Origin of the sequence: Flavitalea plasmicola (genome assembly GCF_030546645.1) — a bacterium.
Classification (GTDB): Bacteria; Bacteroidota; Bacteroidia; order Chitinophagales; family Chitinophagaceae; genus Puia.
This window is the reverse complement of the sequence record NZ_JAUOTO010000006.1, coordinates 151,863-174,794: the sequence shown is the minus strand read 5'-3', so window position 1 is coordinate 174,794 and position 22,932 is coordinate 151,863. Positions and strand designations below refer to the sequence as shown.

At 52.6% G+C, this 22,932-nt stretch carries 21 protein-coding genes; 14 read left to right on the top strand and 7 right to left on the bottom strand.

Translation table 11 applies throughout. The features are described 5' to 3' along the window. The first annotated feature begins 197 nt into the window (after positions 1 to 197). The 5 genes from Q4E93_RS22455 (at position 198) to Q4E93_RS22435 (ending at position 7,047) form a co-directional block, all read left to right on the top strand. Positions 198 to 2,561: a hypothetical protein gene (locus Q4E93_RS22455; RefSeq protein ID WP_303589119.1), complete on the top strand. Its 2,364-nt coding sequence runs from the start codon at positions 198 to 200 to the stop codon at positions 2,559 to 2,561. Between the two features lie 112 nt (positions 2,562 to 2,673). Next, positions 2,674 to 3,720, top strand: coding sequence for a PAS domain-containing sensor histidine kinase (locus Q4E93_RS22450; protein ID WP_303589117.1), 1,047 nt, complete (start codon positions 2,674 to 2,676; stop codon positions 3,718 to 3,720). Between the two features lie 25 nt (positions 3,721 to 3,745). After that, entirely contained in the window at positions 3,746 to 4,402 is a 657-nt protein-coding gene (locus tag Q4E93_RS22445; RefSeq protein WP_303589115.1) for a DsbA family protein, read from the top strand. A gap of 106 nt (positions 4,403 to 4,508) precedes the next feature. Next, a complete protein-coding gene (locus Q4E93_RS22440) occupies positions 4,509 to 5,165 on the top strand; it encodes a DUF5606 family protein (protein ID WP_303589113.1) in 657 nt (218 codons plus the stop codon). A gap of 160 nt (positions 5,166 to 5,325) precedes the next feature. Further along, complete coding sequence (locus Q4E93_RS22435) at positions 5,326 to 7,047, top strand: M3 family oligoendopeptidase (protein WP_303589111.1); 1,722 nt, start codon at positions 5,326 to 5,328, stop codon at positions 7,045 to 7,047. A 316-nt stretch (positions 7,048 to 7,363) separates the two neighbouring features. On the opposite strand, the gene Q4E93_RS22430 is transcribed toward Q4E93_RS22435, so the two are convergent. Both Q4E93_RS22430 and Q4E93_RS22425 read right to left on the bottom strand, forming a co-directional pair. After that, the gene (locus Q4E93_RS22430; RefSeq protein WP_303589109.1) at positions 7,364 to 7,783 is read right to left on the bottom strand and encodes a Fur family transcriptional regulator; all 420 of its coding nucleotides are present in this window, start codon (positions 7,781 to 7,783) and stop codon (positions 7,364 to 7,366) included. A gap of 11 nt (positions 7,784 to 7,794) precedes the next feature. Then, a complete protein-coding gene (locus tag Q4E93_RS22425; RefSeq protein WP_303589107.1) occupies positions 7,795 to 8,460 on the bottom strand; it encodes an SCO family protein in 666 nt (221 codons plus the stop codon). A gap of 83 nt (positions 8,461 to 8,543) precedes the next feature. Here Q4E93_RS22425 and Q4E93_RS22420 point away from each other — a divergent pair, with 83 nt between their 5' ends. The 4 genes from Q4E93_RS22420 to Q4E93_RS22405 all read left to right on the top strand — a co-directional run bounded on the left by Q4E93_RS22420 (position 8,544) and on the right by Q4E93_RS22405 (position 10,961). After that, complete coding sequence (locus Q4E93_RS22420; protein WP_303589105.1) at positions 8,544 to 8,969, top strand: MerC domain-containing protein; 426 nt, start codon at positions 8,544 to 8,546, stop codon at positions 8,967 to 8,969. 183 nt (positions 8,970 to 9,152) lie between these two features. Then, complete coding sequence (locus Q4E93_RS22415) at positions 9,153 to 9,746, top strand: NifU family protein (RefSeq protein WP_303589103.1); 594 nt, start codon at positions 9,153 to 9,155, stop codon at positions 9,744 to 9,746. A 5-nt stretch (positions 9,747 to 9,751) separates the two neighbouring features. Next, positions 9,752 to 10,387: a nicotinamide riboside transporter PnuC gene (pnuC, locus tag Q4E93_RS22410; RefSeq protein ID WP_303589101.1), complete on the top strand. Its 636-nt coding sequence runs from the start codon at positions 9,752 to 9,754 to the stop codon at positions 10,385 to 10,387. Next, positions 10,377 to 10,961: an AAA family ATPase gene (locus Q4E93_RS22405; protein WP_303589099.1), complete on the top strand. Its 585-nt coding sequence runs from the start codon at positions 10,377 to 10,379 to the stop codon at positions 10,959 to 10,961. The genes pnuC and Q4E93_RS22405 overlap by 11 nt, the downstream gene beginning before the upstream one ends. 47 nt (positions 10,962 to 11,008) lie before the next feature. Here the strand turns inward: Q4E93_RS22405 and mtgA are convergent, their stop codons facing one another. From mtgA to Q4E93_RS22385, 4 genes are all read right to left on the bottom strand, one after another. Further along, the gene (gene mtgA, locus Q4E93_RS22400; RefSeq protein ID WP_303589097.1) at positions 11,009 to 11,710 is read right to left on the bottom strand and encodes a monofunctional biosynthetic peptidoglycan transglycosylase; all 702 of its coding nucleotides are present in this window, start codon (positions 11,708 to 11,710) and stop codon (positions 11,009 to 11,011) included. Between the two features lie 110 nt (positions 11,711 to 11,820). Beyond that, entirely contained in the window at positions 11,821 to 12,309 is a 489-nt protein-coding gene (locus Q4E93_RS22395) for a hypothetical protein (protein ID WP_303589095.1), read from the bottom strand. A 136-nt stretch (positions 12,310 to 12,445) separates the two neighbouring features. Then, positions 12,446 to 13,078 carry a LysE family translocator gene (locus tag Q4E93_RS22390; protein WP_303589093.1) on the bottom strand — a complete coding sequence of 211 codons (633 nt, stop codon included), beginning with the start codon at positions 13,076 to 13,078 and terminating at the stop codon, positions 12,446 to 12,448. A gap of 45 nt (positions 13,079 to 13,123) precedes the next feature. Further along, positions 13,124 to 14,650 carry a GH3 family acyl-acid amido synthetase gene (locus Q4E93_RS22385; RefSeq protein ID WP_303589091.1) on the bottom strand — a complete coding sequence of 509 codons (1,527 nt, stop codon included), beginning with the start codon at positions 14,648 to 14,650 and terminating at the stop codon, positions 13,124 to 13,126. Positions 14,651 to 14,768: 118 nt separating this feature from the next. Here Q4E93_RS22385 and Q4E93_RS22380 point away from each other — a divergent pair, with 118 nt between their 5' ends. Further along, positions 14,769 to 15,491, top strand: a complete 723-nt coding sequence (locus tag Q4E93_RS22380; protein ID WP_303589089.1) for a hypothetical protein — start codon at positions 14,769 to 14,771, stop codon at positions 15,489 to 15,491. Here Q4E93_RS22380 and Q4E93_RS22375 read toward each other — a convergent pair. Further along, the gene (locus Q4E93_RS22375) at positions 15,481 to 16,539 is read right to left on the bottom strand and encodes a glycosyltransferase family 2 protein (protein WP_303589087.1); all 1,059 of its coding nucleotides are present in this window, start codon (positions 16,537 to 16,539) and stop codon (positions 15,481 to 15,483) included. The two genes, Q4E93_RS22380 and Q4E93_RS22375, sit on opposite strands and share 11 nt — an antisense overlap. An 83-nt stretch (positions 16,540 to 16,622) precedes the next feature. Here Q4E93_RS22375 and Q4E93_RS22370 point away from each other — a divergent pair, with 83 nt between their 5' ends. The 4 genes from Q4E93_RS22370 to Q4E93_RS22355 all read left to right on the top strand — a co-directional run bounded on the left by Q4E93_RS22370 (position 16,623) and on the right by Q4E93_RS22355 (position 22,923). After that, entirely contained in the window at positions 16,623 to 17,408 is a 786-nt protein-coding gene (locus Q4E93_RS22370; RefSeq protein WP_303589086.1) for an inositol monophosphatase family protein, read from the top strand. Positions 17,409 to 17,418: 10 nt separating this feature from the next. Continuing rightward, entirely contained in the window at positions 17,419 to 18,456 is a 1,038-nt protein-coding gene (gene thiL / locus Q4E93_RS22365; RefSeq protein WP_303589085.1) for a thiamine-phosphate kinase, read from the top strand. A gap of 7 nt (positions 18,457 to 18,463) precedes the next feature. Continuing rightward, positions 18,464 to 20,002, top strand: coding sequence for a S41 family peptidase (locus tag Q4E93_RS22360; protein WP_303589083.1), 1,539 nt, complete (start codon positions 18,464 to 18,466; stop codon positions 20,000 to 20,002). A 164-nt stretch (positions 20,003 to 20,166) separates the two neighbouring features. Further along, on the top strand, positions 20,167 to 22,923 hold the full coding sequence (locus Q4E93_RS22355) for a PAS domain S-box protein (RefSeq protein ID WP_303589082.1): 2,757 nt from the start codon (positions 20,167 to 20,169) through the stop codon (positions 22,921 to 22,923). The last annotated feature ends 9 nt before the right edge of the window (positions 22,924 to 22,932 follow it).

Here is a 22,932-nt window from a genome sequence, read left to right as displayed (position 1 = left end):
TAAAAAATCCGGGCAACATTTTAACAATTAATTTTTTAGCGGCATAAAACTTTTGGGTTCCAATTCAGTCATACTTTGGGACCATTCCGAAGAATGGCAACAGATGCGCCTATGTCCGGCGTTTAAGCTGTTGATCTGAGGTTCGTCCTCCGCCCGAATTTCGTTTTTCTACCATCGTTAACGATAAATGTACATATATGAGAAGTTTTCGTACTATACTACTTCCGCTCTTTTGTGCCGTGTTTTTTGCCGGCGCTGCCTTCGGGCAGGAGGCCCAGCAGGACTGGCCAAGGAGTTTTACGACGGATGATGGCTCGGTGATAAAGATTTATCAGCCGCAGCCGGAATCCTTCTCGGATAATGTCCTGAAAAGCCGGTGGGCAGTCTCGGTCCTGCAGTCGGGCAAGACGGAGCCCGTTTTTGGTACTTTCTGGTCGATCGCGAATGTTGAGACGGACCGGGATAATCGCCGGGTGGTGATCCAATCGGCAAAAGTGCCGAATGTGCGTTTCCCCGGGGAGCAGGATGACAATTTCAATTCCAGCCTGAAGAGATCGCTGGAAGCCAATCTGCCGGAGGCTGCCGGGGATCTGTCCCTGGACGAGCTGCTGGCTTCGCTGGATCAGAATACCGAGCAGAAAAAGCTTTCCAAGGACCTGAATACGTCGGCGCCCAGGATCATTTATTCCGACAGGCCTTCCCTGCTGGTGATGATCGACGGACAGCCGAAGCTGCAACCCAATAAAGATTGGGGGGTGGATGTCGTGGTCAACTCTCCTTTTACCATTGTCAAGAACACGGACGGGGCGTTTTATCTGTATGGCGGCAAGCATTGGTACACTGCACAGGCGGCTACGGGACCTTACTCCCCCGCCGGCAACGTGCCTTCCAACCTGAATGCGGTGAAGAGTGCGGTAGATGCGGCCAACGCTTCCAACGCGGGATATGTGGATTCGGCGACCGCCCAGCAGGATGTCCAGGTATCCAATATCGTCGTGAGCACGTCTCCCGCCGAGCTGATCCAATCCAATGGCCAGCCCAGCTTTACGCCCATTTCCGGGACGGACCTTAGCTATGTCAGCAATTCCCCCAATGATATTTTCCAGGACCAGAGCACAGGCCATTATTATGTGCTGATCTCCGGTCGCTGGTATACTTCTTCCTCCCTGACGGGCGGATGGCATTATGTTGCGGCCAATGCGCTGCCTGCCAATTTCGCCAGCATTCCGGAGGGAAGTCCCAAGGATAATGTGCTGGCCAGTGTCGCCGGCACGGAAGCCGCCCGCGAAGCGGTAATGGATGCACAGATCCCACAAACGGCGAAAGTGGACCGCAGCTCGGCCACCACGGATGTGACCTATAACGGGGATCCCAAGTTTGAACCGCTGCAAGGAACTGATATGCAGTATGGTACGAATACGAGCAGCTCGGTCGTAAAAAGCGGCAATAACTACTACACGGTGGACAATGGCGTTTGGTTTGTCGGTCCCAGCCCCAGCGGCCCGTGGCAGGTGGCTACGGAAAGGCCTGAGGAAGTGGACAGGATCCCACCGAACTCTCCCCTGTACAATATCAAGTATGTGTATGTGTATGATGTGACGCCGCAGTATGTGTATATGGGGTATACGCCCGGCTATCTGAACAATTATATTTATGGCCCTACGGTGGTCTATGGAACGGGATTCTATTATGATCCCTGGTATGGGGGCTATTATTATCCCCGCCCCTGGAGCTGGGGTTTCAATATGTGCTATAACCCCTGGGCCGGATGGAGCCTGGGCTATGGCTATGGCGGCGGATGGCTGCATTTCGGGATCGGCTTTGGCGGCTACTGGGGTGGCGGTTGGGGCGGCGGCGGATGGTGGGGACCCCGTGTGTATCGTCCCCCCTATGTATGGAGCGGGTACCGTAACTATGGCTACTATGGCCATAACTACTATCGTAACAGTAACATTTACACCAATCATTATACGACCAATATTTACAGGAACAGGGGCGGCGTGATCACCCGGAATGTGCAGGGTGGCTATAACTTCCGCAACGTTTCTACCCGTCCCACCAGCTATAACAGGCCCGGCGGCTATAATGGCAGTACCCGCCCGTCGCCGCAGGGCTTTCGTCCCGGCGGAACGTATAATGGTACGAGCCGGCCTATCACGCAGGGAGCAAGACCGGGCATGAGACCGGGTTCGAACAATGTTTATTCGGATCGCAATGGGAATGTGTATCAACGGAACCCTTCCACGAACCAGTGGCAGCAGCGGCAGTCCAACCAATGGAGGCCTGTGCCGAACAACAGCCAGGCCGTGCCCAACCTGAACAGGGATCAGCAGATGCGGATGCGTGGCCAGCAGAGCACCCAGAATTTCGAGCGGGCCCGGAGCGGTGGTTATAGCCAACCTGCCCGTCCCAGCGGGGGCGGCGGTGGTTTTAGCAGGCCCAATGGCGGAGGTGGCGGCGGCTTCAGTGCGCCCCGGTCCAGTGGCGGAGGCGGTGGCGGCGGTTCCAGGTCTTCCGGAGGTGGCGGTGGCGGCGGCAGCAGGCCCGGCAGAAGAGGTTAAAATAGTAAAATATAAACAAAAGCCCCGGATGAGTGTAAATGCTTACCGGGGCTTTGTGTTTTCTCCTATCTTAGGCTGAGAATCTTATTTTTACATTGAATATTGTTTTTTCATGCCTGTGACCAACGACATCACTCATCCGTGGCTTTTCCAGCCTGTTTTTTTACTGGACAATATCAGTGATGTCGTCATTTCCACCGACCTGGATTATCGTATCAAGACCTGGAATAAAGCGGCGGAGGAGATGTTTGGGTACCGGGCATCCGAGGCGTTGGACAAGCCGATAATGGAGCTGGTGACGTACGATTTTCTTACAGATTCGCGGGAAATCGCCTGGAGCAACCTGAAGCGGGATGGGAAGTGGAAGGGTGTGATGGTGCTGAGGAAAGGCGAGCGGGAGATCTTCCTGGAATGCAGCTCTTCCTCCGTCAAAGACACCGAAGGCGAGCCGAGGGGGTATGTATCGATCTACCGGGATATCACCGTTCAAAAGAACCTGGAGAAAATGCTGATCGAGGATGAGGTGCGAAAGAAGCGGGAGATCATCAAGGCTATCATGGAGGCGCAGGAAAAAGAACGGAGGGAGATCGCATCGGAGCTGCATGATAATGTAAACCAGATCCTCACCACTTGTAAGCTTTTCCTGGAAATCGCCCGGAACGATCCCGCGGACGCACGCTTTATCGACGGATGTTATCAAAATATTCAGATTGTGATCGAAGAGATCCGGAATATCTCACATAATCTTACGCCTTATACGTTGAAGGACCTGGGTCTGGCGGCGGCATTGCATGACATCATTCAAAAGATCAACCAGTCGGGCAAGCTGACCATCCGGCTTCTGGCCCTTGAAAACCTGGAAGAGGAGGAGATCAGCCATGATATCAAGCTGGTTGTTTTCCGGATCATCCAGGAAAAGATCAGCAATGTGCTGAAGCATGCGCATGCTACGGAACTGAAGATCGTCCTCAGTGCGTTTGAGGGACGGATCCGGGTACAGCTGGTGGACAATGGCCGGGGATTTGATGAGAAAGCAGTGAAAAAAGGAATGGGGCTGAACAATATTCAAAACCGTGTGGAGTATTATAAGGGATCCTTCCATTTGAGGACGGCGCCGGGAGAGGGATGTGAGGTAAAGATCGAATTGCCCTGTCGTTGAAAATATCCCGTTCTTTGCTTTTATTATGACACCGACCTTATATTACTGTTATGATGCCTATTGCGGATGGTGCTATGGTTTTAGTCCTGTTATCCGGCAGATCTTTGAGCAATACAAAGACCGTTTGGCTTTCGAGGTATTGTCCGGGGGCATGATCCTGCCCGAAAAGCCGCAGCCCATCGGGGTGATGGCGCCGTATATTCAGAAAGCTTATAAGACAGTGGAGGAGCATACGGGGATCAAATTCGGAGCGGACTGGCTTTGGCATATTTTTCATCCGGAGGAGAGCGACTGGTATCCCTCTTCGGAGAAGCCGGCCATTGCCCTGTGCGTATTCAAGGAGTATCATCCTGACCTGGCCATTCCTTTCGCTGCTGGCCTGCAGTATGCCCTGCACGAGGAAGGCAGGGACCTCACGGATGACGAGGCTTATCGCCATCTGCTGGAGAAATATGCCATCCCGGAACAGGAGTTTTACGCCCGATTGCATAGCGTGACGTACAGGGAAAGGGCCTATGAGGAGTTTGCGCTTATAAAGCAGCTGAAGGTGACGGGGTTCCCTACCCTGTTCCTGCAGGTGAGTGCGTCCCGGCTGTACCTGCTCAGCAGGGGGTATACGGATAAGGCGTCCGTACAGGCGGGCATTGAGCGGGCGTTGGAGGAGGCGGCAAAGCAGAAATAGCTGTGAGCCGTGAGCTACCAGCCATGAGCCAGGGTCATTAGGGGTAAAAATTTATGGCCAAACTGGCCGTATAGTATTAACTTGCATGTCCCATAAAATTATCAGCATGGAATATAACAAAGTTATCGCTGTTACCGGTTTGCCCGGATTATACGAATTGTTAAGCAGTAAGTCCGATGGTGCGATCGTACGTTCGCTGGATGACAAGAGCACTCGTTTTGTTTCCAGCCGTATTCACAATTTTTCGCATTTGGAAAGTATCGAGATCTATACGGTGCGGGAGAATGTCAATTTAGTGGATGTGTTGAAGGCGATGGAAGGCAGCGGTGAAAAGCTACCGGACGACAAGGACAATACCGCCCTGAAGGCTTATTTCACGAAAGTATATCCCGACATGGATTTCAGTCGCGTATACACCAGTGACCTGAAGAAGATGGTGAAATGGTTCAGCGTGCTGAAAGCGAATAACGTCGAGATCAAGCTGTCCGAGCCTGCGGAAGAAGAGGAAGCTGCGGAGCCGGAAGAAGCCGTTGGCGAGAAGGCGCCGGCGAAGCCGAAGAAAGAGAAGGCGGCGGCGGCCGAGGAAAAGCCTGCTGTTAAAGAAAAGAAAGCGGCAGTGAAGAAGGAAGAAGAAGAGGAGGAGGAAGAGCCGAAGGCAAAAAAAGCGGCTCCCAAGAAGAAAGCGGCCGAGAAAGCGCCGGCAGAAACGTCCAAGAAGAAAGCAGCTGAAGCCCCCAAGAAGGCGGCGGCGAAGAAGAAATAACCGTTTTTGTAGCTGCAAGCAACAAGCTTCAAGCTACAAGTTGGCTTAAATAGGTACATAAGATCTTTTAATATAAACTTCAGGCTTGCGGCTTGTAGCTTGCGGCTTGAAGCTAAAAAAGGCAGGCTTGCAGCTTGTAGCTTGCCGCTTGAAGCTAAATATGAGGTATACAGCTGAATTAGCGAAGCCGGAACGGCATTTTCTACCAGGTGATTTCGTTTTGACGGACTGGAATGGGCTGGAGCCTTATTTCCAGGATCTCGAGCAGCGGGTGCTGGATTCCAGGCAGGCGCTGGAAAAATGGCTGCGGGATATGAGCGAGCTGGAGGCGGTGGTAAGCGAGGATGCCAGCTGGAGGCAGATCCGCATGACCTGTGATACGGAGAATAAGGAGCTGGAAGAGGCATTCAGGTATTTTGTAATGGAGATCCAGCCGAACATACAGCCTTATGCTGACCGGCTTAACCGCAAGCTGGTGGAATGTCCGTATACGGCCGACCTTGATCAACACCAATTCTTCACTTATATCCGTAGCGTAAAGAAAAGGATCGAACTTTTCCGGGAGGAAAATATTCCTATACAGGCCGAGCTGAGTGTGCTTGCGCAACAATACGGAATGATCGCCGGCAAAATGACGGTGACGTTGGACGGCAAGGAATACACATTGCAACAAGCGGCAAAATTCCTTGAAAACCCGCAGCGTAATGTGCGGGAAGATGCGTACAGAAAAATCCAGGAACGCAGGCTACAGGATAAGGACGCACTTGACAATTTGTATTCCGAATTGATCAAGCGGCGTCACCAGGTGGCTTTGAATGCTGGTTTTGCCAATTATCGCGACTATAAGTTCGAGGACCTGGGGCGTTTCGATTATACGAAGGAAGATTGTTTCGAGTTCCATGAAGCCGTCAAAGCGCATGTGTTGCCGTTGGTGAGCCGCATCCACGAGGAGAAGAAAAAGAAACTGGGCGTCGATACGCTGCGTCCCTGGGATACGGAGGCGGAACCTGCGGGGACAGAACCCTTGCGGCCTTTCAAGGACGGGGGGGAGCTGGTGACCAAGACGATCGAGTGCTTTGACCGGCTAAATCCTTTTTTTGGCGATTGTCTGCGCACGATGAGGTCCATGGGAAGATTTGACCTGGAAAGCAGGAAAGGAAAGGCTCCTGGCGGTTATAACTGTCCGTTAGCCGAAACCGGCGCCCCTTTCATTTTTATGAATGCGGCGGGGCAGATGGGCGACCTGACGACGATGGTCCATGAGGGGGGCCATGCGATCCACTCTTTCCTGGCACATCCGCTGGAGCTGAGTGCCTTTAAGGAGTACCCTATGGAGATTGCGGAAGTAGCAAGCATGTCCATGGAACTGTTTAGCATGGATCATTGGGATCTGTTCTTTACTAAAAACGATTTAGCAAGAGCGCGTCGTCATCAACTGGAGCGTGTTATTACTATCTTCCCCTGGATTGCCACCATCGATAAGTTCCAGCATTGGGTATACGAAAACCCAGCGCACTCACTGGAGGAGAGAAAGGAAAAATGGCTGGAGATCCTGCAGGAGTTTTCCACTCAAGTGATTGACTGGCAAGGTCTAGAGCAATACAGGCCCACTTCATGGCAAAGACAGCTGCACCTTTTTGAAGTACCGTTCTACTATATTGAATATGGCATTGCGCAGTTAGGCGCCATCGGATTGTGGAAACAATATAAAGAGAACAAAGAGAAAGCGTTAAACAATTATATGGCTGCGCTCAGCCTGGGAGGGACCCGTACGTTACCGGAATTATACGATGCAGCGCGGCTCAGGTTCACCTTTTCAAAAGAGCATATTAAACAATTAATGGAATTTGTTAGTACAGAATTGGAACAAAATTGTTCCTAAAAAAAATTCAAAAATACCCGGAAAGTAGTACTTATACCTCTTGTTCGTATGCTTTTTTCCGGCTATATTTGCAATAGACGATGAGATAAGTAGGGTGATTCGTATCACCTTTTACATAAAGAAGCTACTAATCAGAGCCTTAACCAAAAGTCCCGGTGTTTCTACATCGGGGCTTTCGCTTTTATATATACTCATCGCATTGGAGGCCTGAAAAAACATTGTCGAAACATCATTCATTGTTCGTAAACCTTCTGTCTGCCGGAAAGCCCGTTATATTTTTGATTGCCAGAACCCGCCAGGGGCGCGGCCTGGCGGCTCAGGAATTACAACTTTTACAGACGCCGCTGACCAACATCTCCACCTGCTCGGACGTAAACCCTTTGGGAAGTTGAATAGGGGGAACTGCTACTCCTTCGAGACAAACGGTGTTGCCACACGCACTGCAAACGAAGTGTACGTGATCGTCGTGGTGATGACCGCCGGTACAATTGTCCTTACATAACGCATAACGTATAGAATTATCCGCAGTTGGGATACTGTGGATAAGGCCTTTTTCCAGGAAGGCCTGCAGCGTACGATAGATCGTGACGCGATCGAATTTTTCGCCTGCGCGTTTTTCTATATCGCTGTGTGCGAGTGCACCTTCCTGTTGCAGGAACAGCTCGAGGATCTTTTTGCGGCCGCTGGTTATGCTGAGCTGATTGCGTTTGAGTATGTCTTCAATTTTATTTTCCATGGCGATATCTTTTATCCCGGATTATTATTGAATAATCCATTGGCGAAACGAGGTGAAGAAGAAGCAGACTCTTTCAGCAATGTCCTGATATCTTTTTCCATTTCAGCCAGCTCGTCTTTTTTAAGACTATCGTAGATCTTTCGTATGCGACCGGCCTTGTCTACCAATGCGAGGAACTGGGTGTGGATGAATTGTTCGTCAATGCTGGTGGTGTTGTTCTTCGGGTCGTCCAGCAAATAGCTGTTGCGGGCAAGGTGATACAGGCTGTCCTTGCGTCCCGTGAGGAACCACCATTTTGCCGGGTTGGCGCCCAAAGAGTCTGCATAGTGTTTCATGCGTCCCACCGTATCGACCTCCGGGTCCACGGTGTGGGAGAGGATGCGAAAATCGGGTTCACCGTCGAATTCCTCGGCAATCTTTTTCATGTTGGCATTCATTCTCGGACAGATGCCTTTGCAGGTGGTGAAAAAATATTCCGCTACATATACCTTTCCTGCCACGTCTTTTTCCGTGATGCGCCTCCCGTCCTGGTTGGCAAAAGAAAAAGCATGTACATAGCTGAGTACAGGGAGCTTTGTATCTGCATAACCGGGGATGTACCGGGCCAATGCGAAATAGAAGCCTAAGAACAGCAGGACGAAGAAGCCTATAAAAAATGCCAGTTTTTTCTTATTCATGATTAGTGCAAAATTAAGACTTACCGGGGACAATATTATTTGCAACATTGTTGCGTTTGGGGTATATTTGCATTCTCCTGACTATGATACGTAAAATTAATTGGGATATCCTGGGCATCAGCGCTTCTCTTTTGTGCGCTATTCACTGTGCCATCCTCCCTCTGGTGCTGGCAAGTCTTCCGGTGCTGGGGGTCAACATCATACATAATACACTCTTTGAATATGGAATGATCGGCGTGGCCTTTGTGGTGGGGAGCCTGGCGTTATTGCATGGTTTTCGGTATCATCACCGGCATCCCGGCCCCTGGCTGTTGTTCACCGCGGGCTTGTTGTTGCTGGTTGCCAAGCAGATATGGCATGCTTACGAGCTGCAGCTCCTTCCATTTGCCGTTGGGCTCGTCATCGGGGCGCATGTGCTGAATTATCGTTTTTCCAAGAAGCTGCAAGCCACCGGCGTGAGAAGCTACAAGCGACAAGCTGCAAGCTGCAAGCCAGACAGGATTTATTAGGACCTCACTTGTGGCTTGCAGCTTGCAGCTAATGAAAGGAGGTCGTGGATTTTGGCTGGGAATTGTTAACTTTGTACCAAAGCGGCCCACAGGGTCGCTGGCCAAAGGCCCATCATCAGACGTGCGGCGGGGATGGGTTAATTTTGGTAAACACATACCCGCGGCACAACAATAAGGCGTGCTATGATCAAAACTGGAAATCCTGTTATCAGCATATATACTGAAATGACTCCCAATCCGGAAACGATGAAATTCGTGGCCAACAAACTGTTGTACCCCGGAAAGAGCATTGATTTCCCGGATGTGGAAGCCGCCAGGCCGTCTCCGCTGGCTATCGAGGTATTTGGTTTCCCCTTCATAAAAAGTGTTTTCATCGCCAGCAATTTTGTAACGCTCACAAAGACGCCCGATACGGACTGGAACGACGTCATTCCCACGATCAGGCAGTTCCTGAAAGAATACCTGGAGGAGAACAAACCTATCATCAACGAGGAAGAAGTAGTCGTGGTGAAATCCGAAGGCAATACCATCGATGCAGATGATGACGATGTCGTCAAGCGCATCAAGGAGCTGTTGGAAAATTATGTAAAGCCTGCCGTAGAAATGGACGGTGGCGCTATTCAATTCAAAAGCTACCAGGAAGGCGTTGTCAACCTCATGCTGCAAGGCTCCTGTTCCGGTTGTCCTTCTTCCATGATCACGCTGAAGGCCGGTATCGAAGGCATGATGAAGCGCATGATCCCTGAAGTAAAGGAAGTAGTGGCAGAAGCGGAATAACCGGCATGAATATATCGGCGCTTTACCAGCAATTTATTACCGACCTGCAACATACTTCCTGGCTGGAATTCATAGCCGTGGTGGCGGGCATTCTCAGTGTCTGGTTCAGCCGTCGGGAAAACATATGGGTGTATCCTACGGGGTTGGTGAATACCATCATCTATATTTATCTCAGCTTTAAGTTTGCATTATTGGGCGAGGCGAGCGTCAATTTCTACTATACGGTGGTCAGCATCTATGGTTGGATACTGTGGGCACGCAAGGACAGGCAGGAGCGGCCATTGCTGCATATCACGGCTTCCACCGCGCGGGAATGGTTGCAGCAGGTGGGTTTTTTCGGTTTCTTTTACATCGTCGTCTTTAGCGCGCTGACCTACCTGAAAAAAGATTTTGCGCCGCAAGCTATTCCCTGGGCGGATGCATTCGCTTCGGCTACGGCATATACGGGCATGTGGCTGATGGCAAAGAAGAAAGTAGAGAGCTGGCATTGGTGGATCGCCACGAATGTCGCCTCTATCCCTTTGTACTTCGTAAAGCATGCCGTTTTTACCAGCGTTTATTATGTCATTTTGCTGATCATGGCCGTCTCGGGGCTGATGGAATGGCGTAAGAAATCCAAACAAAGGAGCTATGCGGCTTAGGAAGATCGTCATCATAGGACCGGAGTCTACGGGCAAGAGCACCTTGTGCGAGGGATTGGCGGCGCATTTCAACACGGAGTGGGTGCGGGAGTATGCGCGGGAGTACTTGCTTACACATGGAAAGCAGTATCAATATGCGGACCTGAAGACCATTGCCCGGGGGCAGCTGGAGCTGGAGGAGCGGTATGCGGCTGACCTGGCGGGCCATCATGACCCGATCCTTTTCATCGACACGGATATGTATGTGATGAAAGTCTGGGGCGAGTTCGTATTCGGTCGCTGCGATCCGTGGATACTCGACCAGATCGTTGCCCGCGATTATGACGGCTACCTGCTTTGCAGGACGGATCTTCCCTGGACGGCAGACGAGCTGCGGGAGTACCCGAACGAGGGGCCCAGGGAAACCTTGTTCCATATGTATAAGGATTGCATGGTGAACCAATCCACTCCCTGGAGGGAGATTGGCGGACACGCGGAGGAAAGGCTGCGGACGGCGATCAACGCAGTGAAGGAAATGCTGGGGGAGGGGCGAGCTGCAAGCTACAAGCCGCAAGCTGCAAGCGGTGAGCTGTGAGCGGTGAGCTGCGGGCTATGAGCCCAGGTTGTATTAAAAGATGGGTGTTAGTTCATCAGGCGTTGTATGTCGTCATCGTCCTGCAGGTGGTTCATCTGTGTCAGGATCCAGGGATAGCGGTGGGCCACATGATCTGACAGGGGCTTGACCGTAAACTCCTTTGGATTGGGGAGACAGGCGGCGATCTTAGCCGCCTCGATGCGGTTGAGATTTTTGGCCGGCTTGTTGAAATAATAATGCGCGGCGGCCTCGATGCCATAGACGCCTTTTCCCATCTCGCTTATATTCAGATACATTTCCAGGATCCTTTTCTTACCCCAGATCCATTCGATCATAAACGTGAAATATACTTCCAGGGCTTTCCTGATCCAGCTCCTCCCCTGCCAGAGAAATACGTTCTTCGCTACCTGCTGGCTGATGGTGCTGGCCCCGTGGAGGGACTTGCTTTTCTGATTATGTTTCATCGCCTTTTCAATGGACTTGAAATCAAAGCCGTCATGATCGGGGAACAGCTGGTCCTCGGAGGAGATGACGGCCAGCTTGGCATAGGGGGAAATATTCTTCATACTCTCGTAGTCCCGCCGGAGCCCTTCGCCTTTGAACACGCTGCTCAGCTGTGTCAGCGTGATGGGGGGATTGACCCATTTCAGTAATAGCAGGTAGAACAGCTGGAAAAAGAACAAAAAAATAAAGATGCGTTTGATCACTCTCCATATGCGGGGCACTAATCCTTTGGTATTGATGGGCATCCGTTTAATTTACCCTTGCAATATACGGAGATACATCTTCAGGACATAGGGAGTTACCGCGAAAACAACGGATCGTATTTTCCTCATAGGCCTCTGGGAAATTGCGCCTGTCAGAATGGACGCGGTGAGGGAGTCGGTGAGGACGCCGGTGTTTTCTTAAATGTGAGCTCGAGGTAGTCTAGCTTGAACCTGTGTCCGAGATGGTAAGTCGAGCGGGTTGTCCGGGTGAGGAGGAAGCCGCCGGCGAGGAGCGCTATGCCTGTGACGATGCTGGAATGGGTATACCAGTCCTTTGCTTTATCGTGGCGGTAGGCGCCGTTGACGGCGTTGAGGACCAGGATGCCTCCCGCGGCGGCTATCATGCCGTAAGGGAGCACGGTGTTGCCAAAATTATAATGTGTCCGGCGGATGGCCTTGATCTCCTTATAATGAAAAGCCATGCCGTTGAGATAAATGCTGTCATGCCGCAATTGGGTGATGGTGCCTGTGAGCCACTGATTGTAGACGGTCTCCATGTTGAGTTCGTCGCCGACCGTATAGGTGCGCACGTGCGCGCCTCTTTTTTTCAGCACAAGGATGTCTGTCTGTGCTTGGGTCATAAAGGGGATGAGACAAAAAAGTAATATGAGGGCCTTGATCAGCATCTGGTTCAAACTTACAAATAGAACGTCATATCCAGATGTTAATGCGCAAGGAATGTTATACATTCCCTGGCCGACAGACCTGTGGTCTGTCTTAGTGCATGATCTTCTTTGAAAAAAGTACGAGCGCGAGCCCAAAGATGATGAGGAGCGAACCGGAGATCTTATTGACGATGGTAAGGGCGCGGAGGGTGATCTTCGCCCGGAGCTTGCCGGCCATCATGACCTTCGCCACGTCGGCGGCCATATTGATCAGCAGGCAGACGGAAAAAATAATGATGCGTTCCTGCAGGGTGTGGTCGACGGATAGTACGGTGGCATTGCCCAGCCAGAAGAGGATGACGCCGGGGTTGAGGGTATTGATGATAAAGCCGGAGGCAAAGATGCGGGCCATGTCTCTTTTACGGAAGCGGACTTCTTTGCCTTCCGCATCCTTGGGAAGGTGCGCTTTTTTGAAAAAGGCAAAATAAACCCCCATGGAAACGAGGAAGGCGCTGCCGGCGATGGCGATGGCGCTTTTGTGTTCCAGCATCTGATTCACCAGGGCGCTAACGGTGTTGCTGAGCACGACGAGAACGATGTCGCTGATCCAGACGCCGGCCACGAAGCTGAAGCCGCCTTTGTGGCCATTGTTCAGGCTTTGCTTGATGATGGTAAAAATGATCGGTCCTACCGATAAAGCAAGTACGAATCCCAATGCTAACCCTTTCAATACGGCTTCTGTCATAGTTTGCGTTTATGCCTTATAGCTTGCAAAGGTCGGGAGAATACATCAGATGGCGCCTGTTTCCAGGAATTTCTGCCAGTCCTGCAGCATCTTGCCTTTCAGCACCCGGGGGAATTTATGCTGTCCGCCTATTTTTCCTTTCAGCCGCATGAACTCCATGAACTTTTCTTCGGACAGCACCTGTACGTAAACATCTTTGAGGGCGCTGTCGCGTTCGACGGCGTAGTCGTCATTGAGCTCCCGCAGCCTTGCATCGATCCTTTTGCGCAGCATTTCCGGGTCGACCTTATCGTTGGTGGCCACCCACCATTGGTGTGCAAAAAAGAGGCCATGGGGTATGCCGGCCACAGTGAACTCGGGGATCGAGATATTCAGCTCTTCGCTGGTGAGCTGAACGGCCTTGTTCATGTTATCGACGCTGAGGTGTTCGCCTACCAGGCTGAGGTAGTGTTTGGTCCGTCCGGTGATGATGATCTCACTGCGGGCTTTGTCCACGAAACGGACGGTATCGCCTATCAGGTAGCGCCATGCGCCGGCGCTGGTGCTCAGGAGGATGGCGTAATCCTTTCCCTCTTCCACCTCATGGATCATAAATGCTTCCGGGTTCTCCACCAGATTGCCGTCCTGGTCGAAATTCCTGCTGTCGAAAGGAACGAATTCCAGGAATATATGCTGGTTGGTCACCAGGCGCATGCCTTTGGCATATTGCAGGTCCTGGTAAGCGATGAATCCTTCAGAAGCGAGGTAGGTCTCGATGTAGGTGATGGGTTTGCCCAGCAGCTTTTCGAAACCTTTCTTATAGGGTTCGAAGGAGACGCCGCCGTGGACGAAGAATGCCATGTTGGGCCAGATCTCATGGATGTTGTTGAGATTATACCGCTCGATCACTTTTTCCATGCAGAGCTGGATCCAGCCGGGGACGCCGACGACAAAGCCAATGTCCCATTGGGGAGCGAGGCGTACGACCTCTTCCAGCTTTTTGGTCCAGTCCGTGGTGCGGGCGATCTTTTTGCCGGGCTTATAGAAGGGCTGGAACCAGAAGGGGACTTTCCGGGCCGTGATACCACTGAGATCCCCTGCGTAATAGCCGGAGCCTTTTTGCAGGCTGGTGCTGCCTCCGATCATCAACCATCCTTTTCCGATGCTTTTCACGGGAATGTCGTGATAGGTACGCAGCGTCAGCAGCTGCTTGATCATGACGATGCGGTTGCCGCGCAGGAGGTCATTGGTGATGGGGATGAATTTACTGCCGGCTTCGGATGTGCCGGAGGAGAGCGCATAATACTTGATCTTTCCGGGCCAGCAGATGTCGGCCTTTCCTTCAAGGGTCTTGTGCCACCAGGCGTCGTAGATCTTGTTGTAATCGAAGGTGGGGACCATCTCCTGGAATTTCTTGCCCGGATGTTTGCTCAGGAGGATCTCATCGAATCTGTATTGCTGGCCGAATTCCGTGAAGCGGGCTTTTTTGAGCAGTTTCCGCAATACCTTCAACTGCTGCCGCCGGGGAGATTTCTGGGGCAACCGTAATGCTCTTGCCAACGATTTGGGTAATTGAATTTCAATCAACGCCATTGAGTAACATTTCGCCTTCGGCAGTGAACCTGTGGTTCATCACAGGTAACAGTTCGTTTATCAGTCCGTTGCGGCCAAAATTAAGGTTTTGGATGATAATTTTGTTACATTTATTTCCATGAAGGTAAAACTCTCCCCTGCATCTTTCCTCTGTTTTTTCTGCCTTGTATTTTTGATCCACGAAATTCATGACTGGGCGCATTTCTGGGCCTCCACGGCGGTCTGCGGCTGCCTGGGCAACCGGGCCTTTGACAGCTGGTCTGCCTGCACGGCCTGCAATGTAGGGCATACTTATCAGCAAGCCATTCCCTGGCTGGCGGGGCCGCTGGTGAATTACCTGGCTATCTGGGTGGGCTGGGGCCTGATGCAGCCGGACAATCCTCCGGAGAAGCAATCCCTTGGATTTACCATGGTCTTTGCCGCCCTTCCTTTTCCGCGGATCATGGCTGCGCTGGCGGGCGGAGGGGATGAGACGGCGGCCTTTCGTCAGCTGTTCCAGCGGCCGGACGGAAGTAATCACTATATCGTTGCGGGGGCGGGGTTGCTGGTGGTGGTGCTCTTGTGTGCGCCGGCGCTTATCCGGGCTTTTATACTGGTGACGGGCTGGGCAGGCAGAGCCATTATGTTCCCTGCGTTTTTCCTGCTGCCTCCATTGGTAGATCGCTGGCTGGTGAACGGGGAGCTGAACAGGCTTTTGGCGAGCGGGGTCTTGTCCCGGCAGATCCTCCGGGGCGGGACGCAGCTGTTTGTCTTTGTATGGGCGGCAGTGTTGCTGATGGTATTTGTATTGTTCCGGAAAAGCCTGGAATATGTGCTGGAATATAAGGAGCTCAATGTGTGACGGGCATGGCAATGGCGATGCCCCTCTCTTCCGCCGAGGGGCTCCCGACGGCGGAGCCGCTGGCGCCGGCGTGGATCAGCACTCTTTTCGCTCTGTAGGGTCCTTCCAGCTCTTCTATGATCTGTTTAAATGAATGATCCTTGTTTTCGGTGAGGATCATGTCATAATGCCCGGACGGGGTTTTGACGGTGCGGGGCGAGCAACGCACCCGCAGCCAGACGGCGATCTCCAGCAGGCCGTTGAAAAGGCGGGAAAGGGGTCCTTTGAAGTGTTTGCGGCGGAAACGGGCCATGGCCTGATAGAAAAGCTTTACATAACGGGCATCCTTGCGGGTGCTTTCCCCTTTGAAATGGAGGATGGTCGTCTCTGCAATATAATAATTGGTGAACCCGGCCATTTCTATACGATAGCTCAGGTCGATGTCTTCCGCGTACATAAAGAACTGTTCGTCGAATGGCCCCGCTTTGTCGAGTGCGGTCCTGTCCACCCACATGCAGGCGCCGGAGAGTATGGGAGCGGGATGCGTCTTGCTTTCCGGCAGGTGTCCCATGTAATAGCCGGCCAGACGGCGGGAATGGGGGAAAAGGGCTGTCAGGCCGGAGAGCTTGCAAAAGGCCACCCAGGGTGTGGGAAAGCCCCGGCGGGATTCTTTCAAGAATTGTCCGCTGCCGTCGATCATTCGGACGCCGGCGGCGCCGATGCCGGGGGTGGAAGCCATGAAAGACAAGCAGGTCTTGCAGGCGTCTTCGGGCAGGATGGTATCGGGATTGAGGAAGAGGATGTATCTACCTTTTGCCTTCTGCAGCCCTTGGTTGTTGGCCCGGGAGAAACCCTGGTTATCCGGAAGGGCTATGAATGTTACCTTTGGGAAGCGGGGCCGGAGATATTCCAGGGTCCCGTCGGAGGAATGGTTGTCGACGACGATGATCTCTGCCTCGTCCCGGATACCCTGCAAGGCTTTTTCCACGGAGAAAAGGCATTGTTCGAGGAAGTATTTTACCTGGTAGCTGACTATGATGACGGACAGTATCATATTGGGTTGATGCACGAAGTAAGTTAAAAATGTTCAATGATAGTCTTTGGGTCTCAGGTTCATAAGGGAATTTGGGGGACCGGGTTGTATATTTGCGCATGCTAAAATCAACATTAATTAAGGCTGTTGAGGCAGGAGCGGCTGTGATGCAGAAATATTTCCAGGGTGAGTTCACTATTTCCAACAAGGAAGGCGTTAATAACCTGGTTACGGAGGCGGACCATGCTTCAGAAAAGGCTATTTTCGAGGTTATCAGGCAGGATTATCCGGATCATTATATCCTTAGCGAAGAGGCCGGGGCTATTACGATGGACTCTTCGTTCAAATGGATCATCGACCCTATTGACGGCACGGTGAATTTCGCCAACGGCCTGCCGTTGTGCTGTGTTTCGGTGGGAGTGGAGCAGGATGGCGAAATGATCCTGGGGGCAGTGTACAATCCTTTTATCCGCGAGTTCTTTTTTGCGCAGAAAGGGTATGGGGCTTCCCTCAATGATAAAAAGATACATGTCAGCGACGAGACGTCTGTTGGCAGGGCTTGCCTGGTAACGGGCTTCCCTTATTCTTACCTGGATGAGGCGAATGGCCCGCTGGAGGTCTTTTCAAGACTGATACGCGCCGGGGTGCCGGTGCGCCGGCTGGGTTCGGCGGCCATGGACCTTTGCTGGGTGGCGGCCGGCAGGTTTGACGGGTTTTATGAACATAAGCTGTCGGCATGGGACAGTGCGGCGGGCTTCCTGATCGTGGAGGAGGCGGGGGGCCGGGTCTCCGATTTTACGGGGCGCCGGTATTCGCCTTACCAGCCGCATATACTTGCCAGCAACGGGAAGATCCATGACGAGCTGTTGAAAGTGGTGAATGATCCTTCCTATAAACTGAGTTAATACAAGCAATATGAGCGAGAGCAGGACTGAAATATCGTCTTTGGGTGAATTTGGGCTGATTGAGCATCTTACCAGGAATATCGAGATACAGCATGCCAGCACCATCGTGGGTGTGGGCGACGACGCCGCGGTGATCGATCACTTCGGCAAGCAGACGGTGGTGTCAACCGATCTGCTGATCGAGGGCGTCCACTTCGATCTGATGTATACCCCCTTGCGGCACCTGGGTTATAAATCCGTGGTGGTGAACCTCAGCGACATCTATGCGATGAATGCCACGCCCACGCAGATCACGTTGAGCATCGGCATCAGCAACCGGATAAGCCTGGAAGCGCTGGAGGAGTTCTATGAAGGCGTGTATGCGGCCTGTGACAAATATGGCGTCGACCTGGTGGGCGGGGATACGGCCAGCTCACAAAAAGGTTTCATCATCTCCGTCACGGCCATCGGCGAGGTGAGCCCTGATCAGTTCGTGAAGCGCAGCACGGCGAAGAAAGGCGACCTGCTTTGCTGTACGGGCGATCTTGGGGGGGCCTATATCGGGCTTATCCTGCTGGAAAGAGAAAAAAAGATCTTTTTGGAAAGCCCGCAGATAAAGGCGGACCTGGAAGGGGAGAAATATGTGATCGGCCGTCTGCTGAAGCCCGAAGCGAGAAAGGACCAGGTGGAGTTCTTCCAGCAGGCGGAGATAATGCCGACTTCCATGATGGATATCAGTGACGGGCTGAGCTCGGAGATCCTGCACATATGCCGGCAAAGCGAGCTGGGCTGTGTGTTGTATGAAGACAAGATCCCCATTGCGGAGGATACGCGCAATGCCGCTTATAAATTCGAGCTGGACCCGACGGCCTGCGCCCTCAGCGGCGGAGAGGATTATGAGCTGCTGTTCACCGTCCCGCAGCAGGACTATGACAAACTGGTGCTGAACGAACAGATCAGCGTCATTGGTTATATGACGGAACCGGAGAAGGGGGCTAAGATAATTACCAAGGGGGGTAATACGTTTGATATTACCGCGCAGGGTTGGAATGCGTTTGCCGGCAAATGACCTTACTATGCAAAGAAGTCTGTACCATCTTATATTATGTTTATCCGTAGTCGTCGTTTCCTGCGGAACGACCCGGCAGGCGTTTAACCCGGACAAAAAATATGCGCCGGCGGTTCTACGGGACGACTACCAGCTCTTCCGCCATATCCTGGAGGAAATGCATCCCAGCCTATACTGGTATACCTCCAGGGACAGCATGAACTTTTATTTCGACAAGGGATTTGCGTGTATCAGGGATTCCATGACCGAGCCACAGTTCAGGACGTTGCTGAGCTATGTCATCGCCAAGGTGGATTGCGGGCATACGTCTGTCCGCAGCTCCAAGGCGTTTGGCCATTTCATGGACACGGCGAAGCTGCCGCAATTCCCGTTGATCCTGAAATGCTGGAAAGACACGATGGTCGTCTCCGCGAACCTGAACCGGAAGGATTCCCTGCTGAAGCGGGGAGTGGTCATCAAGAGCATCAATGGATGGAGTACGGCACAGCTGACGGACACCTTATTCAACTATTTTGTCAGTGACGGGTATAATCTCACGGGGAAGTACCAGTACCTGAGCACGGGACTTAATTTCGGCTATTGGTATAAGCAGGTGATCGGCGATACGCCCACTTATTCCATCACCTACCTGGATTCGGCGAAGCTGCTGCGGGAAGCGCTTATTACGCAATATGATCCCCGGGCGGACACTTCCCGCAAGGCAAGGCCGTTGCGTGCGCCTGAAGGGGTGCGAAGGCCCGGTCTGGGGCGGGAGCCCAGGCGGAAGGAGCGCAGGGAACGGAAAGAGCGGGAGGCCTTCCTTACCCGCAACCTGCAGCTGGACAGCACGAATACCACGGGTTTCATGGCGCTGAACACATTCGAGCACGGGAATCATCTGCGCCGATTTTTCCGCCGGAGCTTTCGAACGCTGTCGGAAAAGCATGTACAGAACCTGGTGATCGACGTCCGGATCAATGGCGGCGGAGATGCGACCAATTCTACGCTGCTGACCCGGTATCTGATCGACAAGAAATTTAAGGTAGCCGACTCGCTATATGCATTGCACCGTCATAGCCAATATGACAAATACATTGAGAACAGCTTTCTATACCGTGTGCTGATGAATGTGGTCAGCCGCCGCCGCGGCGATGGGAAATATCATTTCGGATATTTCGAGCGGCATTATTTCAGCCCGCTGAGGAAAAATCATTTTGACGGCAGGGTATACATTCTCACCGGGGGCAATTCTTTCTCCGCCACCTGCTTGTTCGCGGGTGCGTTGAAAGGGCAAAAGAATGTCACCATCGTGGGAGAGGAAACGGGGGGCGGCTATTATGGCAATACCGCCTGGATGATCCCGGATGTGACGCTGCCGGGTACGGGGGTACGGTTCCGGCTGCCCAGGTTCCGGCTGGTGGTAGACAAACGGCGGCAGAAGGATGGGCATGGGGTTTTGCCGGACGTGGCGGCCCTTCCTACCAGCGATGCCATTCTGAAAGGGCTGGATTTCAAGACTGCCAAGGCCAGGGAGCTGATCCTGCTGCAAAACGTCAACAAGAAGTAGGCTGCTCCCGCGGCCTGACGGATAATTATTTGATCAAATCAGGTATTTGTATTAACTTCTAGCGCTACAAAGTCCCCTTTACGACCGGTCGCGAAAACTTTTAGACTCTGAATTAGTATTTGGCTGTACTAAAAAGATGCATTCATCTAAAGTTTTCGAGACCAATGTTCCGACAAATAGCAGACTTTTTCACCCGCCTGTTTGACGATACTGATTGGCCACCCAAATGGCATTGCGGTCGCTGGACCGAATTCCACGGATGGCTTTATATCGTCAGCGATCTCCTGATATGGGCAGCTTATTTCAGCATACCCCTGGCGATCATCCGGTATATCTCCAAAAAGCAGGGTCTGCCATTCCTTAAATTATATTTCCTTTTTGCGGCATTTATCCTGGCCTGCGGTTCCACGCATTTCCTGGATGCCATAGCGTTCTGGATACCCATGTATCGTCTGAATGCCCTGGTGCGCCTGATCACGGGCGTGCTCAGCTGGATCACCGTCTTCTCCGTGGTCAAGCTGCTGCCCCAGGCCTTTTCCCTGAGATCGCCGCAGGAGCTGGAAGCGGAGATAACCCAACGAAAACTAGCGGAAGAGCAAAGCCGGGAAAACGAGGCGCAGGTGCAGACGATCTTCGATGCCGCGCCGGATGCCATCATCGTCATGGACGAACTTGGCAGGATCAGCAAATGGAATCCCCGGGCGGAAGCAATTTTCGGCTGGACGGCCGGGGAGGTGACGGGCAGCAACCTGAACGAGGTCATTATCCCGCACCGGTATCGCGACGCTCATCAGAAAGGATTGGCCCGGTGCCTGGAGACCGGGAAAAGTACGGTATCAGGAAAAACCATCGAGATACAAGCGCTCGATAAGAGCGGCGCCGAGCTGGATGTGGCGCTGCGTATTTCGCCGGCGGTCAGGCAGGGCCGCCGGCATTTTATCGGTTTTATCCGGGATATCTCCGAACAGAAGAAGGCGAGGGAGGAGATCCATAAATTAAATGAGACGCTGGAGCAGCGGGTGGCGGAACGAACGGCTGCGCTGAATAAGAGCATCAAGGAGATCTCCGACTATAAATATGCCCTGGACGAATCTTCCATCGTAGCGATCACGAATCAGAAGGGGATCATCACGCATGTGAACGAAAATTTCTGCAGGATCTCCAAATACAGTGCGGAAGAGCTGATCGGCCAGGACCACCGTATCATCAATTCGGGCTATCATCCGGCGGAGTATATCCGCCATTTGTGGGCGACGATCGCGCATGGAAAGATCTGGCGGGGCGAGCTGAGGAACAAGGCCAGGGACGGCGGCATCTATTGGGTGGATACGACCATCGTCCCTTTCCTGGATGAAAATGGCAAACCCTATCAATATGTCGCCATCCGGGCGGATATTACGGAACGGAAGCAGGCCGAACAGGCATTCCGGGAAAGCCAGCAGCTGCTGCGGGCCATCGTCGATAATTCTGAAGCAGTCATTTATGTCAAGGACCTGCAGGGACAATACCTGATGGTGAATTCCCGGTTCCTGGAGCTCTTTCATCTCGACGCCAGCGAAGTCCTCGGCAAAACCGATCGCTCCATTCTTCCTTCCGAAGCGGCGGATGCCGTGATGGCGGTGGACCGGCGGGTGATGGCCGCCGGCCGCACCCTGAAAGAGGAAGAGCTCATTCCGCAGGATGATGGCATCCATACGTACATTTCCGTGAAAAGTACGATGAACGACGCATCCGGCAGGCCTTATGCGATCTTTGGGATCTCCACGGACATTACGGAGCTGAAAGGCGTCGAGGAGAACCTGCGCAAGACCCTCAAAGAAGTATCGGACTATAAATTAGCCCTGGACGAAGCCTCCATCGTGGCGATCACGAATCAGAAGGGGATCATTACACATGTGAACGATAATTTCTGCAGGATCTCCAAATACAGTGCGGAAGAGCTGCTGGGGCAGGACCACCGTCTCATCAATTCGGTCTACCATCCGGCGGAGTATATCCGTAATCTATGGGTGACGATCGCGAACGGAAAGATCTGGCGTGGCGAACTGAGGAACAAGGCCAAGGACGGCAGCATCTACTGGGTGGACACCACCATCATTCCTTTCCTGGAAGAAAATGGCAAACCCTATCAGTATGTCGCCATAAGAGCGGACATCACCGACAGGAAGAAGGCGGAGGAAGAGCTGCATAAGCTGAACGAAGAGCTGGAAAACCGGATCACCCTTCGTACCGCGCAGCTGGAGACGGCCACGAAAGAAATGGAGGCTTTTGCCTATTCCGTCTCTCATGACCTCCGGGCCCCTTTGCGGGGCATCACGGGTTTTGCCAGCATCCTGGAAGAGGAATACAGCAGCAAGCTGGACGCAGAGGCCCACCGGATCACGACGGTGATCATCAATAATGCCCAGAAAATGGGGCGGCTGATCGATGATCTCCTTGCCTTTTCACGCACCAGCCGGCAGGACATTATCAAGACGACGATCCCTACGCCGTCGATGGTACAGGCTGTGACGGAAGAGCTTACGGCAGGGATGGATGCGTCTTCCATAGAATGGGAGCTCCATCCTCTTCCCAAAGTGCGCGGAGATCTGGGCGCCATCAGGCAGGTGTGGGTCAATCTCCTTTCGAATGCGCTGAAATACAGCGCGGGCAGGAAGCCGGCCCGGATCGAAGTGGGGAGCTACCAGCATGAAGGGCAGATCGCTTTTTTCGTGAAGGACAATGGCGTGGGGTTCGACAACAAATACAAGGGCAAGCTATTCAGGGTCTTCCAGCGCCTTCATACCGCAGACCAGTTCGAGGGCACCGGCATCGGCCTGGCGCTGGTGGAAAAGATCGTTTCCAAACATGGGGGAGCCGTATGGGCAGAGGGCGAGCCGGGCAACGGCGCCTGTTTCACTTTTTCATTACCTGTTGATTAAAAATACTAT